The organism is Bacteroidetes bacterium GWF2_43_63 (assembly GCA_001769275.1).
Lineage (GTDB): Bacteria > Bacteroidota > Bacteroidia > Bacteroidales > DTU049 > GWF2-43-63.
Window position 1 is genome coordinate 1 of sequence record MEOQ01000019.1, and the last position, 19662, is coordinate 19662.

A 19662-nucleotide genomic window follows, 5' to 3' on the forward strand; every position below is an offset into this window, starting at 1 on the left:
CACATTGGAAATGTACAAAACAGTATCGGGATAATACAAAACAGTATCGGAGCTCTGAGAGAGATTTCTGATATAAATGCTGTCCATTTGAATGTGCTGGCTGTTGTATTCAGCAGTAAAAGTCAGTTCAATAGTTTGAGCAAAAATATTCCCTGAAGAAATCAATATGAATATAGCAACGTGAATAAAGTTTTTCATGCGTGCTTTTTTGCAAATTTACACCAAAACATTTCCAACCCCAATGCTTTATAAATTTTATTTGATGAGACCATTATCATCACAATGAGCCCTTATAAACTTTTGTCTTTTTCATTTTATCTTTTGTCTTGCTTCACATTTTTCGTGAAAACCACCACTTCCAGTGCCAGAAACAGAAAATAAAGAATTACAAAAAACAGACTGTCATTCATTGAATCAATTCCAAAGCCCATCACGAGTACGAGGATGTAAATCATTCCCAAAAGCATTTTGCCGGTAGTGAGTGCCAGAAAGATGAGTGCGGAGGCCTTGGAGTCCTGCTTCAGCGATTTTTGGAACACCAGGAACGATAAGGCATTGATTACAGCCAGCAATCCTAAAGACCATGGCCATGAAATACCGTATAATTCCGGGAAAATTGCCGCTATGCTCCAGGCCAATACATTTATTATAATGAGGAAAATGAAATATGGTTTCCAGATCAGCTGATTCATTATTTATTGCGGTTAAGGTCTTTTATGATTAGCAAAACAGCAATAATAACGGACAGCGGCGATAAAGTAATAGTAAACCAGGGAGTTTCTGTACCGGTCTGTTCATCGAGCCAAACGGCTCCCCAGGTCATTCCGCCGATGATCACAAGCATTTCGAAAGCCATTCCGGAAAACCGGGCAAAGTCGTTGCTCTTTTTTTTCAGGTCTTCCTTGTCTTTCTTCATAAATGGAAATTATTGAATTTCCGCCTGCTGAGCCGCCTGCATGCTGCAATTTCCGGTGAATACTGCACCAGGCTCAATGCTGATTTTCTGGGTCTGAATGTCTCCCGTAATTCTGGCTGTTGAACGGATGCTCAGCAATTCTCCGACATATACTTTGCCTTTTGCTTCTCCACTAAAATCGCCGTTTTGGCAATGAATTTCACCTTCCACCTGACCAGAGCCACCAATAACAATTCGTCCCTGCACTATTAAATTTCCAATAACCTGGCCGTCGACGCGAATATCGCCATTGGCCTTGATGTCGCCGTTTATCAATGTTCCTGCGGCAATAATGTTGATTGTTTGTGTTACCGGTTCGCTTGTCACTGTCTTTGCCATAAAAAAGTCCTTTCTGTTTTCGCTATTCACTGTAATAGCGGTTGAAAAATTCAAGGTATTTTGATTCGTCCTTCGATTTGTAAAATACCGGGTAATTGTCGGTGCTGATAATAAACGTAACTGGATTGCTGGCCGCAGTCATGTCGTTCAGGCCTCTGTCATTTTTGGTGAAGCGCAGATAGGTCAATCCGTTGGTCTTGGTTTTGAAATGACTCACCGAGATCATCATTCGGTTATCGGTGAGATAGAGGCTGCTTACACTCAGATTGTCCGATCCGAAATACAGTCCGTTGAAATCGGAAAATGCTGCTTTAAGCTTATTAACGTTGCTGGTTTTTGCATCAACCAGACAAACGAAAATATGGATCACTTCGTTGTCCGAGGGCTTGTAGAGTTCCTTCAGAACTACAGTTGTGCCCCCATCGCTGCCCCCGGAAATCTCGGTGGCTACTCCGCCGCCAAGATAGGCGAGAATATCATCGGCTCTCTGCTTGATGTCTCCCGTGTAGTTGGAAGAAATGACATTCATCAGAGCTTTCAACGTGTCATTCCCGTAAATTTTCCCCAGACTGACCGCTTTAAGAAAATCAAACCGTCCAACGAGTGAGATTTCTTTAAACACACCCAACGCCGAATCGCAGCGGTGTAATACTTTCTGATAATTACCTGACTGAAAAGTCAGATAAGTGTCTTCGTAATATTGCTCACCAACATTTTTTTGCGCAGCAACTTTGGTCCAGTAATCCGGATCGGAAAGAATTTTCGCAAATTCGCTTTCCGGGAATTTAGACAGGATCAGGTTTTTATAGAATGTTGCCCGTTCTTCATTTTTCAGGCTCTTATTCGAGGAATAAAGCATGTAATAAGTCTCGAGCTTGTAGTTGGTTGAATCAAATCTTGAAAGTAGCGTTTCATGCGCTTTTACAGCATCCTTATATTCAAGCAATTCTGTTTTATAAATCCGGCCGAGTTCAAAATAGGCTTTCTCAATTTTTTTATTCGATTCAACAATCCTTTCAGGTGTCAAAGGCAGGTCTTTCATGTAGAAACTCCTGTCGCGCGGGTTTGAAGCTGCTTTTGCCGAATCATCCATGGGGATTGTGTCGCTGCCGCTTTCTTCGAAGCCGAAATCCATCACTTGTTTATTTTCCAGTCGCCATAGAGGAGCAAGTTCGCGGTCGCCCCATTTTTTCTTGAACTCTGTTTTTCCGAAAGCAACGGTTTGCGCATTGTAAAAATACCAGTTTGAATTGGCATTGGCTACGTTGGGAAGATTACTGTTTTGCGCTGCAGCCATACGTTCGCGTTCCTCGCGTTTTTTCCGTTCTTCTTCTTTTATGTACTCCTGAATCAGCTTGTCGATGGCTGCATTCCGGTCAGTTTCGGACATGTTGGCCAAATGCTGCAACGAGTCTTCCGTTTCAATGGTCGTCAAATTCAAAACCAGCCCGCTGAGCACCTCAGAACGGGTTTTAATTTTGTCATAATCGGGGAAATCTTTTGGCAAAACGGTCATACAGGTATCATAAAACCCTTGCGATTTCTTGTATTCACGTTTATCGAAATAAATCTGACCAAGCTTCAGATAAGTGTTTGCTTTCTGATAAAAATTCACCGTGCTGTATTTGGCCGAGAGAATCAAATAATCAATTCCTTCTTTTTCTTTTTTGTCTTTAAATGCGATGTTTGCCAATGCAAAGTAAATCTCGTCGCGGTAATCATCATTTTTGCTGTCTTTCAGCATTTTTTCAAGTTCCTTGACAATGGCGGCACTGCTTCCACTGCCCGCGTCATAACACTGTGCCGCAAAAATACGTGCATGAAATGCTATTTCGTATTTAGGATTTTTTTTCAGTATCTGCTGATACATATCAAGGGCTTCCGCATTTCTTTCAAGGCGCTGATATACCTGTGCCAGCACAAACATCAGGCGTACCCGGGTCTTCTTTGATTTATTGATCGAAATGCCTTTTTTGAGATAATCGATGGCGGTTTCGTAGTTGCCCGATCTGATATTGTAATCGGCCTGCACCAGCGGAAGCATTTTTTTTGTTTGTTTGAGCAAACCTCCTTCGTTCTGTGCAGTTTCAACAATGGAAAGGTATGCGCTGGTTTTGCTAAGCTTGTTTTTGGCAATCATGGTCCTTGCCATCCACAGATAAGCGTCGAAACGTTCAGGGTTTTTGTTGTATTTCTTTGTTACATAATCAAGCGTGCTGCTGGCTTTTTCATAATCATGCTTGTAGAAGCTCGCTTTTCCCATCATCAGATAGCTGTCGTCAATCCACTTCACATACTCCACGCCTTTGAATTCCATGCTGTGTTTCGCAATCACTTTGTAAGCCTTTTCAATAGAGCGGTCCATCAGCGGCGTGATTCCCATAATGTCTTTCTCAGTTCCTTCTGGGAAAACAGAGATAATTTGGGTGTAATTGTCAATATGGGCGTTCGACAGATTTGCAATCCCTTCTTTCAATGCTTCATTTCCATTGAAATAGGCGTTGAAATGAGATGTAAGATTGTGATAACCGCGACGCATGGCCGTGTTTTTCTTGGTCGAACACGCCGAAGCTGCGATCAGGAGCAGTGATAATATCAATAAATGGCTTTTCCTCATGCCGGTATTTTGGTCTGATAACGAATAAACGGCAAATTTATTATTTTTATTTTAGAATTCCTTTAAAGATTTAAGACATTCATACAATGGAACACCGAACACCGAACACTGAACAGGGAAAGTATGAAGTGGAGCCAGAATCGTGGACATGTGTCTCCGGCCTCATGTGTGTTCGCGCGTCTCCTGCCTGCAACGTTTTGCAGTGGTCGCGCGTCTCCCGACGCGTGACATAAAAGCAAGGCCGCACATAGACGAGGTCTCACATTTTCACATTTGATTTCATCATATTTCGTAAGTTTGAACTCCAAAAGAATTTTCATTGCCCGATTTTTCAGAAAATATAAAACAGAAACTGGCCACACTGCCCTCTCAGCCCGGGGTGTATCAGTATTTCGATGCTGAAGATATCATCATTTATGTCGGTAAGGCCCGGAATCTGAAAAAGCGCGTGTCTTCCTATTTTCAGAAGGAGCATGACAGTGCGAAACTTAAATTGCTTGTACGAAAAATCGTGCGTATCGAAACCATCGTGGTGCGGAGCGAATTCGATGCATTGTTGCTGGAAAACAATCTCATCAAAAAGCTGCAGCCCCGATACAATGTGTTGCTGAAAGACGATAAAACATACCCCTGGATTTGCGTTACCGACGAAGAATTTCCACGAATATTTTCGACCCGTTCGAAAGACGTAAAAGGCGAATATTTCGGCCCCTATCCATCTGGCCGCATGGTGAAAGAGCTCACCGAAATTATCCGGAAAATTTTCACATTACGGACCTGCAAACTTGCACTCTCTGAGGTTGGAATTTCGAAAAAGCGCTTCAGACCTTGTCTTGAATTGCAACTGGGGAATTGTCTGGCTCCATGTGTTGGTTTGCAGAACCGCGAAGATTACTTAGATATGATCCGGCAGGCGCGTCACATTCTGAAAGGCAATCTGAATCCAGTTATTCAGGGGCTTAAAGCAAAAATGAATGAACTCTCTGCAGCGCTTGAATACGAAAAAGCACATAAGGTAAAAGACAAACTTGAAGCTCTGACCTTGTTTCAGGCGCGCTCTGGTGTGACTTTCGAAAAACTCGGCGACGTGGATGTCTTTTCTGTCGTGTCCGACGAAGAATATGGATATGTCAATTTTTTGCGACTGCTGAACGGAAACGTTGTTCAGGGCCACACCTACGCATTGAAGAAAAAAATGGATGAAACCGATTTGGATCTGCTGATGATTGGTCTTGGTGAATTTTTGTCACTTAATGGAAATTTTGCGCCGCTTGTACTGCTGCCTTTTGACATAGAGATTGAGGTTCCAAAAGTGAAGTTCGAGGTCCCGAAAATCAGCGATAAGCATCAGTTGCTCGATTTATCACTGGCCAATGCCAAACAATTCCGGCTGGAGCAAGGTAAGAAGCGCGAGATGATTGATCCGGAGCGGCATTCCAAGCGTATTATGCAGACGTTGATGAATGACCTGCATCTGAAAAAACTTCCGGAGCACATCGAATGCTTTGATAATTCTAATCTACTGGGAACCGATGCCGTGGCTTCCTGTGTGGTTTTCCGCCGGGCGAAGCCCGCAAAAAGCGAATACCGTCACTTCAATATCAAGTCGGTGATTGGCCCCGACGATTTTGCCAGTATGACCGAAGTTGTTACACGTCGCCTGAAACGTTTGCAGGAAGAGGGCTCCGACTTGCCAGACCTTCTGATTGTCGATGGTGGCAAAGGCCAGCTGAGTGCAGCGGTCGAAGCACTTGACGCTTTGAGCCTCCGGCACGTGGTTCCGGTCATTGGCATTGCAAAACGACTTGAAGAAATATATTTTCCCGGTGACACATTGCCAATATATATTGATAAGAAAAGTGAGACACTTAGGTTGATTCAACGCATGCGCGATGAAGCGCACCGCTTTGGAATCACGCATCATCGAAACAAGCGCAGCAAGGGATTACTGAAAACCGAATTGACTGAAATATCTGGAATAGGTAAAACACTGGCAGAAAAACTGCTTAAACAATTTGGTTCAGTTGAGGCGCTGAAAATGGCGTCTGAAGCGGATATAGTGAAAGTTGTCGGAAAAATGAAGGCGCAGGTCATCCTTGATTGGGTCGAAAGCAGTAATACCGCCTCGGGAGAATAATAATCAAATTTTCCAGACATTAACAGTATTGTGTGATTTGATGTTTGCTTTTGCTTAAAAGTGAATTTATATTTGCTATCAACTTAAAACCAAACTCTATGAAGAAAACCAGATTTTTTGCTCTTGCTGTTGCTGTAATGCTAATTGCCTCTTGTGGCGGGTCGAAAGATGACAAGAAAGATCTTGCCGATCAGGAAAAAAAGGTGAATGAAACACCAGCCAGGAATAATGGTTATTTTTTGATGCATTATTCACCCCTTAAATCTATGTTTATTTCAGAATTCGGGAAAGAATTCTCCAAGCTGGACACTTGTAAAAGCTGGGTTTCGCATATCAGTTCAGATGCTGCAGGAACATTGTATGCAAGTCCTGTGGACCTGAAACTGGGTGTTATCAGATCGACTGATAATGGTAAAACCTGGAATCCGGCTGCCAACAATTATGCTGGCAAAACGGAAAACGCAACATATGCCATTGCTGCAGGCAAAGCCAAATCTGTTTATGCGCTGAGCTCTCACGGTGATTTTTATGTTTCTAGTGATGGTGGAGATAATTGGGAAAAACGAACATCTCCCTGTGTTAAAAACGTTCCTCACAAAAGTCCTGCTATGGGTATAGAGGCATACCTGGCAGTCTCCGCCGATGGAAAGAAAATTCTGGCTCAGGCCTGGTTTTTTGAAGAAACCGTTCTTGCTGTCAGCGAAGATGAGGGTAAAACATGGTCAGCTATTCCGGCTCCCACAGAACGCAACTCTTCGAAGGGAATTGGTTTCTGCAGCGACAGAATAGTGTATGCTTCCTATGATCAGTTATTCTACACAGACGACCTGGGAAAAACCTGGTTTACATCAACTCCTGAAAAACTTGTATCCAAGGGTTCAGAATCATCCTTCTATGGGTACCGTCATTTTGTGACAGACGGTGATTTATTTGTTGTAGGTGTTGAGGCGCCGGCAGCTGAGAGAAGCAGAGATGCAAAGAATAAATACCCGGGTGCCATTTTCTTTTCCAAAGATGCAGGAAAGACTTTTGAAGTGCTCGCATTTCCCCACAGTGTTGACCCCACGCCCACTGTGTCTGATGAGACTGTTTTCCTGACATTCGTGCCGAAGAAAAAATCCTGAACAGAGTAATGGGTTTCTTTTCGTAAAAAACAAAAAGTAGCCGCACAGGATTTCTGCTCAAAGACAAAAACCGATGATTCCATATCAGCCGCAAGGTGAAAGATGGGATATCGGTTTTTGCTTTAATAATTGCCATTTAAAGAGCTGTAAAAGCGCGTTAATACTGGCTTTATAAAGCAGGAAAGTATTACTGTTTTCCTGAGACCCACGTGCAGTCATACTAACATTACGCGACATGCATTTGCAAAACGCGTTTTGCATCCTAAAAAACTACACTTCAAGTCGCTGTCATCCTGAGTTTCGCTACAGAAGCTCTTTTTAGCGAATTAGCTTCGAAGTATCGACGGAGACAGCGAAAATCAACAGAAGTATTGTCCGAAGTATAAAACGAGATCCCGGTTGTATCAGCGAAGCTTTATCACTAAAGCGACCGGGACTTAAATCTTTCTTTTGTTGACTTTCAGAATTTTAAGCACTTGTGTCATTAGCAGTATCTATGAAATGTTCTTCGCTTGGTCAATTATCAGTCTGATTCTCAGTTTCAAAAAGGCAATAAATATATGTTCGCAAAATCGCGTAAAAATGCGAATATGGAATATTGTACTTGCATTTCTGTTGCTGCAATTACAAATATGAGTAATTTGCAGGACAACGAATTTTTTCCGAAATTTGTCCCGAAATACTTTTTTAATGAAACGAATCAAGATTGTTGACCTGCTGAAAAAACAAGCAGATCATTTGCTGGGAACGACCGTTACGGTTAAAGGCTGGGTGCGCACACGACGCGATAGCAAGAACGTGGTTTTTATTGCCGTGAACGACGGCAGCATAATACACTCCATTCAGGTTGTGGCCGATACTGCGAAATTCGACGAAGCAGTGCTTAAAGACATCACTACTGGCTGTAGTGTACGCATTGATGGAAAACTGGTTGAATCGCCTGCACAGGGACAGCCCGTGGAAATTCATGCAGAAGAAATTGAAATTTACGGGAAGTGCCCATCAGACTCATATCCATTGCAGAAAAAAGGGCATACGCTGGAATTTCTGCGCGAGATTGCGCACCTGAGGCCGCGTACAAATACTTTTGGAGCTGTGCTGAGAGTGCGTCATGCCATGGCTTTTGCTGTACATAAATATTTCAACGAGCGCGGATTCAATTATCTGCATACACCCATCATCACCGGCAGCGATGCCGAAGGTGCCGGCGCCATGTTTCGCGTAAGTACACTCGATGCCGAGAATCCGCCGCGTACGCCCGAAGGGAAAATCGATTATTCGCAGGACTTTTTTGGAAAAGAAACCAATCTCACGGTTTCCGGACAGCTCGAAGGCGAACTCGGAGCACTGGCTCTGGGCGAGATTTACACATTCGGCCCTACGTTCCGGGCTGAGAACAGCAACACGCCGCGTCACCTTGCTGAGTTCTGGATGATTGAACCGGAGATGGCTTTCTACGATATCACAGACAACATGGATCTGGCGGAGGATTTTCTCAAATCGCTCGTCAGCTATGCGCTTGAGCATTGCTTCGACGATCTTGAATTTTTACAGAAAATGTACGACAAGGAATTGATCAGTCGCTTGAAAGGCGTTGTGGAAACTCCGTTTAAACGTCTTGCATATACCGAAGCCGTCGACATTTTGATGAAGAGTGGCCAAAAATTTGAATTCCCGGTTTCATGGGGAACCGATTTGCAGGCCGAACACGAGCGCTATCTGGTTGAACAGCATTTCAATTGTCCGGTAATACTGACTGATTATCCCGCCGAAATAAAAGCTTTTTACATGAAGCAGAATGATGACGGAAAGACTGTCCGGGCCATGGATGTGTTGTTTCCGCGTATCGGCGAAATCATTGGTGGAAGCCAGCGCGAAGAAGATTTCGATAAGCTGATCAGCAAAATCAGAGCTTTGAATATTCCGGAGAAAGACGTGTGGTGGTATCTCGAAACGCGAAAATTCGGCTCAGTTCCGCACAGTGGATTTGGTCTTGGTTTCGAACGCCTCATATTGTTTGTAACTGGTATGGCCAACATTCGCGATGTCATTCCTTTCCCGCGTACGCCCAACAATGCAGAATTTTAATATTAAACACTGTTGAAAAATTTCCGACTTTAAATTGCTGAAAACTTGACAACACCCTTTCAGTTTTCGTATTTTCAGACATAAATTACTTGTTATGCTTTACCAACGGCTCGAACAGAAACTTCAGCAAAAGCTCTCTCCGCAACAGATTCAGCTCATGAAACTGCTGCAGGTTCCGGCCATTGCGCTTGAACAACGCATTAAACAAGAGATTGAGGAAAATCCAGCACTAGAAGATTCATCGGAAGACAGTGACGATGAAAACCCGGACCTTCAGAATGAAGAACAAGAGAGCAATGAGAATGAAGATTCAGACGTAGACGAAAATGCCGAGAATGATTTCAGCCTCGATGACTATATGGATGAGGATGACATTCCCGAATACAAGCTGCAAGCAAAGAACACCAGTGCCGATGACGAAGTGCGCGAAATCCCCTTTGTTTCTCAGTCAAGTTTTTACGATCAGCTCTACGAACAGCTCCAGATGCGAAATCTGACTGAGTTGCAGTACAGCGTTGGAGAATATATCATTGGAAATATTGATGAGAATGGTTATCTGAAGCGCGATGCAGCCTCACTTTCAAATGATCTGGCGTTCGGACTGAATATAAACATGGCGCCTGAGAAAATTGAAGAAATCATTTATGTGATTCAGCAGTTAGATCCTCCCGGCGTGGCTGCCCGCGACCTGCGTGAATGCCTTGTGTTGCAGCTTCAGCGCAAGGATCAAAAAAAGGAATCCATTCACAATGCAATTATTATTCTCAGCGATTGTTTCGATGAGTTTTCGAAAAAGCATTACGATAAAATCATGAAACGTCTTGGCATCAGCGAAGATTTGTTGAAGGATGCCATCGATGAAATTATCAAACTGAATCCGAAACCCGGCAATTCGGGCGGTGATTCAAGTAAAGGAAGCTTACATGTTTTCCCGGATTTCACTATCAACAACAACGAAGGCGAGCTGGAGCTGGTTATCAATTCGCGCAACATGCCCGATCTGCGTGTTAGCCGCTACTATCAGCAAATGCTGGAAAACTATGTGAAATCAAAGAATCAGGACACAAAAACAAAAGAAGCTATTCAGTTTGTTCGTCAAAAAATTGATTCAGCCAAATGGTTCATCGACGCCTTGAGGCAGCGGCAGAATACCTTGTATGTGACTATGTCGGCCATCATGAATTTTCAGAGAGAATATTTTTTAAGTGGTGACGACACCAAGCTGAAGCCGATGATTCTGAAGGACATTGCCGACAAAGTCGGGCTCGATATTTCAACTATATCGCGTGTTGCAAGCAGTAAATATGTAGTCACTCCATTTGGAACTCTTTTATTGAAAAGCTTTTTCAGCGAATCAATGCAAACCGATTCGGGCGAAGAAGTTTCATCGCGCGAAATCAAAAGCATTCTCACCGATGTCATTGGTGCCGAAGAGAAACGTAAGCCATTAACCGATGATCGTCTTGCAAAAATTCTGAAAGAAAAAGGATACACCATCGCGCGGCGCACAGTGGCCAAATACCGCGAGCAGCTTGATATTCCGGTTGCGCGACTACGTAAACAAATCTAATTAAAAAATGTGCGAAAGCACATTTTTTAATTTCCATATTACAGCTAAAATGAAAAACCTTCCCAGACTTCTTTCCTGGCTACTACATCCAATAATACTTCCGGCATTATTTGCCGTATTGTTGCTGAATGGAAATTATTACATCAACAATTTGCTCAGACCTGAGGCAATCAGAATTATAGTTTTAATTGTGCTGATTTTCACGCTTGCTATTCCTGCGCTCATTTTTGTTGCATCGCGATATCTCGGAGTCGTTGACTCCCTTGAAATGGAAGCGAAACAGGAAAGAATTTTTGCGATTACAGTTTTGGGTGTTTCCTCATGGTTTTGCTGGCGGATTTTGGCCAATTATGATTTACCCGCCTATTATACGGACTTTCTACTTCTGATTTTCACTGCTTCTGCATTTGGGCTGATTATTTCTTTTTTTAAAAAATTCAGCTTGCATATTTTTGGCTGGAGCGTGATTGTTGTTTCCCTTGCCTGGTATATTTTTTCATGGCAATGTTTCAGCGTACTATTTATCGCACTGGCTGTGGCTTTGACAGGGGTGGTTGCCTGGTCGCGCCTGAAGCTTAATGCACATACACCCGGCGAAATATATCTTGGCTTCGCGCTCGGGCTGCTGCCTGTAGTGGTGTTGTTGATTTTATGAAGCGATGCTTTTAACAACATAAATTTGCAGCCCGCTGTCATGCTGAGTGTCGCTCCCATAGCGCTTTTGCGGCAGGTTGCTCGCGACGTATCGAAGGAGACAGCGACTTGAAACTCAACACCAAATTCTGTTGATTTTTTGTGCTTAGCAAAGTGTTTTCTGAAGCCAGATAAAATGTATACGCTTGGATTGACGGTAAAATGGACTATTCAACTATTAATATGTTGAAAGGGCTAATAGAGTGATAGCAGCAGTAAATACGCATATTACTATAGCAGCAATTGCAGATCCAGAGCCTTTTTTCATTTTTTTACTGTTGTCAATAATTATTATACTGGCAATGGCAAAAATAAACGCAAGTGCTGATATCAGCAGGCCGTACCCCATATTCAAAAACATAGCGACGGCTAGCCCTGCCATGCTTAAAACCCATGATATGGTTGACAATTGTTCTGTTTCAGGTATAGGCTCTGGCTCTTTTGTTGGTGCAGCAGTATTTGTTGTGTCATTAAATGCTGTGATAACCTCGTTGATGCCGGAGTGGTATTTAATCATGAAAACTCCAGTTTTGTCAATGGATTTTTGTTCCCTTTTATTATCACAAGTCGTATAAAACACTTTGCTTTCCGTTATTTCTCTGACTTTACCGTTTAGAATAGTTCCATCCCTGAGAATTATTTCATCACAGAGAATATTCTGATGTTTGTTGTTGTTTTGTGCTGAACTGATGTTGGCCGTATCCGGTTCGATAGAAGAGCAAAGCATCATGGGTTCAGGACCGGAAATTTCAGAAGCCCTATTTTCAACCATAACTGAGGTTGCCGGCTTTACATCTTTGTGGGAATGGGTCGCATTCACTGATGCTTTGTCTGGAATTGATACACCGTTTCTGTATTTTTTTAACTGAAGAATGCTATTATTATAGACATTGTCAGTCATACTGCATGACGTAAGAAATATTGCCAGCAGAAATGAAATTGGAAATAATATATGCCTGCACTTCATAAATATTAATTTAAAAAGCAAATATATTAATTCTGAAAAGAAATGATTATTTTGGTTCTAAATTTTCACACCCGTTGCATAGGGCGCAGCGTCTAAGCCAGCGAACAATCCCTGCTGGTAGCGAAAATATCCGGCCATCGCAATCATGGCGGCATTGTCGGTGGTATAAGACAATTGCGGGATGTGCAGATCCAAATTATACTTCAAGGCCAGTTGCTGCATTGCGGCCCGCAGCCCTGAGTTGGCCGATACGCCGCCCGCCAGCGCCAGTGTTTTGATGCCGGTTTCTTTGATGGCTTTTTCTGTTTTTTCGGTCAGGATATCGATGATGGTTTTCTGAATCGAAGCGCAAAGATCCGCAGTGTTTTTTTCAATAAAATGCTCGTCTTTTTTCAACTCATCACGGAGAAAATACAGAATGGAAGTTTTTAATCCGGAAAAGCTGAAATTGAGATCGGGAATTCTGGGTTTGGCAAACTTGAATGCGGTTGCATTTCCGCTCTGAGCCAGCTTGTCAATCACAGGTCCTCCGGGGTAGGGAAGACTCATGATTTTGGCCGCCTTGTCGAAAGTCTCTCCGGCAGCGTCGTCGATGGTGTTGCCGATGATTTCGCGCTGGAAAGGATTGCGCACAATGGCAATTTGCGTGTGCCCCCCTGAAACGATCAGACAAAGAAACGGGAACTCAGGCATAGCGCGTGTTTCACCTGGTACTCGCAGGAAGTTGGCCATGATATGTGCATGCATGTGATCGACATCGATAAGCGGGATTCCAAGCGCCCACGCAAACGCTTTTGCAAAACTGACGCCCACCATCAACGAGCCGGGCAATCCCGGACCTCTTGTAAAAGCTACTGCAGAAAGCTGTTTTTTGTCTATATTTGCATTACTTATGGCGGCTTCGACTACGGGTATGATATTTTGCTGGTGTGCACGCGATGCAAGCTCGGGAACAACGCCCCCGAAAAGTTCGTGTACTTTTTGCGATGCTATCTCGTTACTCAGCAAAAAGTTGTTATGCAACACAGCCGCAGAAGTGTCGTCACACGAAGATTCTATGCCGAGAATATAAGTATCCATTGTTGAAAGAATGAGCAAATTTAGCAAAAAAACCGGACGTATCCTTTTGATCATCTATGTGGTGGTCTTCTGCATTCCGGCTGCTGTATTTGCTTTGCTGCGCACGCCCTTTATTCAGCAATATATTGCTGACCGCTTGTCGGAATATTTATCGGAGGAACTTCACACCAGAGTAGAAATCGGGACAGTCGATATTATATTCCCTCTTGATATTACTTTATTCGACCTTTACATCGAGGACCAGCACGGAAAACCTTTGCTTGCTGCGAAAGAGCTTATGGTTGCTCCCGAAAACCTTGCTGCTGGTTTTTCGAGGTTGCAGTTTAAAAGGCTTCTGCTTAGCGAAGCTGAAATCCGTCTGGTGCGTTATCCCAATGAGGAAAACTCAAACCTGCAGTTTATTCTGGATTATTTTGCAAGCGATAAAAAGGATACAACCACTAAAAAAACTGAGTCTACGCCTATAAATGTTGGCATGGTGGAACTCCGCAACTGCAGCTTCTTGTGGCATGATATGCACAAAGATACTTTATCCAAAAGCAACATCGATTTCAATAACCTGTATCTTACAAATATTAACCTGATCGGCCAAAACCTGGTGCAATGCGATACATTAACGAGCATTGATCTGAAGCATCTGGCCATGCAGGAGCGTTCAGGATTCACGTTGTGGCATTTGTCTTCTCAGGTTTCCATGCGGAATAACAGCATTACTGCGCAAAATCTGCGTTTGCTCACAAACAGCAGTAATCTTGATCTCGACCTGGCTTTCAGATATGACTCTCTGTTGGTATTCAATGACTTTGTCAATAAAGTTACCATGGATGCGGATTTTAGAAATTCGCGCGTGGGCTTTGACGATATCGCACGGTTTGCACCTGATTTGAATGGAATGCAGAGCGCGGTTATGCTCAACGGACACGCCGAAGGCACAATCGCTGATCTCGAAACCGGACAAATGAAACTTGGCTTTGGTAAAAGCTCTCACATGTATTTCAGTTTAAAACTGAAAGGGTTGCCGGACATTGAAAATGCTGAAATTCATTTCGATCTTGTGAATGCCGATATAAAACTGAAGGATATTGATTCTTTTGTTCTTCCTGGAGGTGACAACCTGAATCTGGCATCAGTTGCGGGTTCCATCACTCAGGCCAGTTTATCTGCAAAGGTTGACGGCCGAATGGATGATTTCACCGCAAGCGTTGTGGCGCGCACCAATGCAGGTTTTGTCAAGGCCGATGTTCAATCGCAAGGCGCATTCCCCAATCCCCGATACAGCGGTCAGGTCCTGGTTGAAAACTTCGATCTGCGGCCAATCGTCGGCGAATCTGTCCCGCTGGGATCTTTGACGGCATCTGTTGATTTTTCGGGCAGAGGTTCCACAGCGAAAAATTATTTTGTTGAAGGAGATGCGGAAATTTTGTCGCTGGAATACAATCAGTATTCCTATTCGCACATTAGCGTGAATGGCTCTGTGAAACCTGGTATTTTTGAAGGCCGCCTGATTGCAAGTGATCCGAATCTTACTATGGATTTTGATGGGATGATTGACTTTTCGGACAAGCTTCCGGTTTTTGATTTTATTGCACAGGTTGAGAATCTCAATCTGACGGCACTTCACCTGGCCCGAAACGATAGTCTGGCTGGGTTTTCCGGCTTTATCGACATCAATGTGAAAGGAGATAATCCGGACAATATGCTGGGTCGCCTCAGTCTGAGTGAATTTAGTTATTACGAAGGCCGCCGCGAAATTGCCATGCATACATTAACGCTGAAACTGGAGGAAACCAGTTCGCTTAGTAAAGAAATTGAACTGCGGAGCGACATGGTAAATGGCAATATCAAAGGTCAGTTTGTGTTTTCCGAAATCGGCGATGCGTTGACTAAATATCTCTCCAATTATATTCCATCTTATATTGCGCCAGACAGCACGGATAAAAAATTCAGCAATCAAGCTTTTGAATACGATTTCACTTTCAAAGATGTTCAGCCAGTGCTGGATATTTTCGCGCCGGGAATTCAAGTGAGTAAGAGCACTATTCTGCGTGGAAATTTCAATCTGGCCGATAATTATCTGAATACCCAGATTGCATCCAACTATCTGAAATATGGCGCAATCAGCTCTGTTAACCCGGTTGTGATTGCTCAAACTTTCGGCAAAAATATTTACGTCACCATTCAGTCCGATAATATTACCTATAACGATAGTCTTGAATTGGGTAATCTGGTTGCAAATACGGTTACGGTAAACGACAAATCTGAATTTTCGATCAACTGGCAGAACGACAACAGCAAGAAAGCTTATTCGGGCGATCTGAGCGGCAGTGTTTTGTTTCGCAAAGGCATGCCCGTCCTCATTCAGTTCGATGAGAGTGATCTTATTCTGAATGATTCTCTGTTTCACATTGCGCAGGATGGGAAAATAGAAATTGATACGAGTTATTTGCGTGTTCATGAATTTGCGCTGTATTCCAAATCACAGAAATTAATCATCGATGGACGAATTTCAAAAGATCCGTATGATGTGATTCAGGTGACATTCGAAAATGTTTTGCTTGACGATTTTGACGACCTGACCAAGACTGCAGGGGTTGATCTGGAGGGCAAAGTGAATGGATATGTTTTATTAAGCAATTTGTACGATGTGCCCGATTACCGCGCTGATCTTACGATTCAAAAACTCAGCCTTAATAAAAACTTTGTAGGCGATGCATTAATCAAAAGTTCGTGGGATCCTGTGCGAAAATCGGTTTACAGCGAAGCATCAATTATTTATACAGGAAACGTTGGACAAAATGTGCCGCTTGAAATAAAAGGATTTTTCAATCCGCGCGGAGAGGAAAATGTAATCGATATGGTTGTGAAGCTCGATCGGTTTAATCTCAAGCTGGTGCAGCCTTACCTCAAATCTTTCTGCAGCAAAGTGGAAGGATCGTGTGATGGATTGGTAACGGTGAAAGGGAATCTCGATAACCCAGAAGTGGGTGGGGAAGTGGTTTTCCGCAGAACCAGTGTGATGGTCGATTACCTGAATATGTTTTATTCGTTTGCCGATACTTTGAAGATTACCAATAGTGAATTTGCATTGCGCGATATCACCGTGTTCGACACCAAAGGAAACAAAGCAACTGGAGATATTCGGGCCACGCACGATCATTTCAGGGATTTTAATCTCGACATAAACCTGAAGGCCGAAAAGATGCAGTTTCTCAATACAGGGGCTAAAGACAATGATTATTTCTACGGAACAGCATATGCAACCGGAGTGGTAAAAATTTCCGGACCTTTTAATCAGATTGCTATAGAAGTGGCTGCCAAAACCGAGCCTGGCTCTGTGCTGTATATTCCGATTACGTCCTCCAGTGAGGTTTACGAAAATGAGTTTATCACATTTGTATCAGGCAAAAACGATTCGGGATTTGTGCAGAAAGACGTCAAGGTGCGCGATTCGGGCGTTAGTCTGATGTTTGATATCGATGTCACTCCCGATGCTGAAGTGCAGATTGTTTTTGATCCAAAAATCGGCGATGTGATGAAAGGTCGCGGTGCAGGCCGGTTGCGCATGACTGTTGATCGTTCAGGTGAATTTCTTATGTATGGAAATCTTGAAATTGAAAAGGGCGATTATTTATTCACACTCGAAAATGTGATCAATAAAAAATTCCTGGTCGATCCGGGCGGTGTGATCACGTGGAACGGCGATCCCTATGCTGGCCGGATGGATTTATATGCACGTTATTCTATCAAAACATCGCTCTACGAGCTGTTTCCAGTGGACGGAGAATCGGAGCAGTATAAAAGCAAAGTGCCAGTCAGCTGTCTGATGCATTTGACCGGCGATTTACTTAGCCCCGATATTTCTTTTGACCTCGATTTGCCTGAATCGGATGAAAATACTAAGAATCTTGTAAAAACGGTTATCGCTAATTCCGAAGAAATGAATCGTCAGGTGTTTGCTTTACTGATTCTGAATTCGTTTATTCCGACAGAGCGTAACACGTATAACAGCCCTATCAGTCAGGGACTCGGGAATACTTCCATTGAACTTATTTCGAATCAGTTTGGAAACTGGTTGTCGCAGATCAGCAACGATTTCGATGTTGGATTTAGTTACAATCAGGGTGATCAGGTTACTTCTTCACAGGTCGAAATCGCGCTCAGCACGCAGATTCTGAATGACCGGATTGTACTTGAGACCAATCTTGAAATTGGAGGAAATCAGCTTGGTACTTCTGAAACCCAGTCGGCATCGAATATTGCCGGCGATGTGAGCATAGAGTATAAAATTTCGGAGGATGGGAAAATTCGTGTAAAAGCATTCAACCGATCCAACACTGTGGATGTGGTTGCCAACAATGCGCCCTATACGCAAGGTGTGGCCATTTTTTACCGTAAAGATTTTGACAGATTCAGAGAATTATGGGAACGAAAGAAAAAAGACAAAAACAAAAAATGATGAAAACAATCACATTTCTGATTTTGCTTTCAGCGTTGACCATTAGTGGTTATGCGCAGGATACGGTTTTTTCTGTTCGGGTTTTCGAGCAAAAAAAATTGGTAGAAAAACGCTCCTATGGCATTCACGGCAATCTTCTTACAAAAGAAACGCGGCTCAACGAAGAACCGGAATTGTGGTTCCGGGAATTCATGATATATGATAAAGGAAAACTGATCCGCTCGGGACACTATATTGACGAAGTGGATGTGACTGATTATTCCTATACGTATAATGACAAAGGATTACTGGAGAAAAAACGCGAATCGAAACAAGGTCTGGTTACTGGCGAGACTTTTTATAAGTACAACAACGCGGGTAAATTGATTGAAGAGGAAGCCTATTTTGGAAAACGAAAAAAAATTATTTCAAGTTACGATTATACGCCTGAAGGACTTGTAAAAGAAAGAACGGAGATAATCACTGACAGCAACAGAACAATGACTTTGTCGGAATTGTATTCTTATAATCCCGACGGAAAAATGTTGCGGATGGTTGGAATGAACGGCTCAGACACCATTTCAGACATTCGGTACAAATATGATCAGTTTGGGTTCAGACTCGGGCAGGATGTGATTTCTCACGGAGACACCACGTTGTCGATCGTATGGGTATATGGCCGGAATGGCTCGCATCCTACGATTGAGAAGCATCTGGCCGATGGATTTGTGGTGCGGAAAACGAAAAACTTCTTCAACAAAGCAGGCAGAAAAAAGAAAGAAGTCATTACTGAATACCGCGTGTACAGCGGGAAAATGAAGCCGGAAAAAACAGTTAGGAAATACAGCTATTACTGGAATGACTGATCATAACTCGGAATTGCAGATTACAGAAACAGTGATGAAGCGTGTCCGTGAGAAGTTTGCCGAAGATGGCAGCGGACACGGCATTGATCACATCATGCGGGTTTATCGGGTGGCTGTCCGGATTGCCAAAGAAGAAAATTGCGATACTTTTATTGTTGCTCTTATCGCTTTGTTGCACGATGTTGGCGATCACAAGCTTTCGGCCAATGGAACTGTAAATCACAGGGAAGAAATAGTCGAATTGATTGAAGGAACGGGACTTTCGAATGAACAGGCCAATCAAATCATTGATGTAGTTGAGAAAATTTCTTTTAAAGGAAATGGCGTGGCTGATATGCCGCTCTCACCCGAAGGCCGCTGTGTACGCGATGCTGATCGCCTCGATGCCATTGGGAGCATAGGTATTGCGCGTGCTTTTGCCTATGGCGCTCTGAAGGGCAGACCTATGTTTGATCCCGAAGCAGGCCCATCGACTTCCAATAGTTTTGGGGAATATCAGAATAATAAATCCCATACGATAAATCATTTTTACGAAAAGCTTCTGTTGTTGAAAGACCGAATGGAAACATCCGCTGGCAAACGACTCGCCGAGGGCAGACATGCCACGCTTGAATTATTTCTTGCGGAATTTTTGCTGGAGTGGGACGCGAAAAGGTAGGTTTTTGTTAACAGAATACATCTAATTATGTAAATGTATTCGATAAATAAAACAATATCGTGTATGTCGATTTCGTTTATCTATACAGATGTGCATTTAACAAATTAACTCTTATTTTTTTCGTGGAAGTCAA

General features: G+C 43.1%; 15 protein-coding genes and 1 pseudogene. 9 read left to right on the forward strand and 7 right to left on the reverse strand.

Translation table 11 applies throughout. From position 1 onward, the window contains the following. The 5 genes and pseudogenes from A2W93_12980 to A2W93_13000 all read right to left on the reverse strand — a co-directional run bounded on the left by A2W93_12980 (window position 1) and on the right by A2W93_13000 (window position 3911). Window positions 1-198, reverse strand: a pseudogene (locus A2W93_12980) (hypothetical protein). A gap of 116 nt (window positions 199-314) precedes the next feature. Next, complete coding sequence (locus tag A2W93_12985; GenBank protein OFY55101.1) at window positions 315-692, reverse strand: hypothetical protein; 378 nt, start codon at window positions 690-692, stop codon at window positions 315-317. Then, window positions 692-916: a hypothetical protein gene (locus tag A2W93_12990; protein ID OFY55102.1), complete on the reverse strand. Its 225-nt coding sequence runs from the start codon at window positions 914-916 to the stop codon at window positions 692-694. Before A2W93_12990 ends, A2W93_12985 begins: the two co-directional genes overlap by 1 nt. Before the next feature lie 9 nt (window positions 917-925). Beyond that, window positions 926-1294 (reverse strand): hypothetical protein, encoded by a 369-nt coding sequence (locus tag A2W93_12995; GenBank protein ID OFY55177.1) that lies wholly within the window; start codon window positions 1292-1294, stop codon window positions 926-928. 22 nt (window positions 1295-1316) lie between these two features. Next, window positions 1317-3911: a hypothetical protein gene (locus tag A2W93_13000; protein OFY55103.1), complete on the reverse strand. Its 2595-nt coding sequence runs from the start codon at window positions 3909-3911 to the stop codon at window positions 1317-1319. A gap of 340 nt (window positions 3912-4251) precedes the next feature. On the opposite strand from A2W93_13000, the gene A2W93_13005 reads away from it, so the two are divergent. From A2W93_13005 to A2W93_13030, 6 genes are all read left to right on the forward strand, one after another. Further along, window positions 4252-6048 carry an excinuclease ABC subunit C gene (locus A2W93_13005; protein OFY55178.1) on the forward strand — a complete coding sequence of 599 codons (1797 nt, stop codon included), beginning with the start codon at window positions 4252-4254 and terminating at the stop codon, window positions 6046-6048. Between the two features lie 98 nt (window positions 6049-6146). Then, a complete protein-coding gene (locus A2W93_13010) occupies window positions 6147-7172 on the forward strand; it encodes a hypothetical protein (protein ID OFY55104.1) in 1026 nt (341 codons plus the stop codon). Window positions 7173-7684: 512 nt separating this feature from the next. After that, window positions 7685-7885: a hypothetical protein gene (locus tag A2W93_13015; GenBank protein ID OFY55105.1), complete on the forward strand. Its 201-nt coding sequence runs from the start codon at window positions 7685-7687 to the stop codon at window positions 7883-7885. Then, window positions 7863-9260 carry an asparagine--tRNA ligase gene (locus A2W93_13020; protein ID OFY55106.1) on the forward strand — a complete coding sequence of 466 codons (1398 nt, stop codon included), beginning with the start codon at window positions 7863-7865 and terminating at the stop codon, window positions 9258-9260. The genes A2W93_13015 and A2W93_13020 overlap by 23 nt, the downstream gene beginning before the upstream one ends. Window positions 9261-9354: 94 nt before the next feature. Continuing rightward, window positions 9355-10830, forward strand: coding sequence for an RNA polymerase sigma-54 factor (locus A2W93_13025; protein ID OFY55107.1), 1476 nt, complete (start codon window positions 9355-9357; stop codon window positions 10828-10830). Window positions 10831-10879: 49 nt separating this feature from the next. Continuing rightward, entirely contained in the window at window positions 10880-11485 is a 606-nt protein-coding gene (locus A2W93_13030) for a hypothetical protein (GenBank protein ID OFY55108.1), read from the forward strand. Window positions 11486-11701: 216 nt separating this feature from the next. On the opposite strand, the gene A2W93_13035 is transcribed toward A2W93_13030, so the two are convergent. Both A2W93_13035 and A2W93_13040 read right to left on the reverse strand, forming a co-directional pair. Then, on the reverse strand, window positions 11702-12490 hold the full coding sequence (locus A2W93_13035; protein ID OFY55109.1) for a hypothetical protein: 789 nt from the start codon (window positions 12488-12490) through the stop codon (window positions 11702-11704). Between the two features lie 57 nt (window positions 12491-12547). Beyond that, complete coding sequence (locus A2W93_13040) at window positions 12548-13570, reverse strand: tRNA (adenosine(37)-N6)-threonylcarbamoyltransferase complex transferase subunit TsaD (GenBank protein ID OFY55110.1); 1023 nt, start codon at window positions 13568-13570, stop codon at window positions 12548-12550. A 10-nt stretch (window positions 13571-13580) separates the two neighbouring features. Between A2W93_13040 and A2W93_13045 the strand changes: the two genes are divergently transcribed. The 3 genes from A2W93_13045 to A2W93_13055 are packed head-to-tail and all read left to right on the forward strand — an operon-like array spanning window position 13581 to window position 19529. Beyond that, on the forward strand, window positions 13581-18026 hold the full coding sequence (locus A2W93_13045; GenBank protein OFY55111.1) for a hypothetical protein: 4446 nt from the start codon (window positions 13581-13583) through the stop codon (window positions 18024-18026). After that, window positions 17990-18871 carry a hypothetical protein gene (locus A2W93_13050; protein ID OFY55112.1) on the forward strand — a complete coding sequence of 294 codons (882 nt, stop codon included), beginning with the start codon at window positions 17990-17992 and terminating at the stop codon, window positions 18869-18871. The genes A2W93_13045 and A2W93_13050 overlap by 37 nt, the downstream gene beginning before the upstream one ends. Then, a complete protein-coding gene (locus tag A2W93_13055; GenBank protein OFY55113.1) occupies window positions 18864-19529 on the forward strand; it encodes a hypothetical protein in 666 nt (221 codons plus the stop codon). The genes A2W93_13050 and A2W93_13055 overlap by 8 nt, the downstream gene beginning before the upstream one ends. Window positions 19530-19662 lie beyond the last annotated feature (133 nt).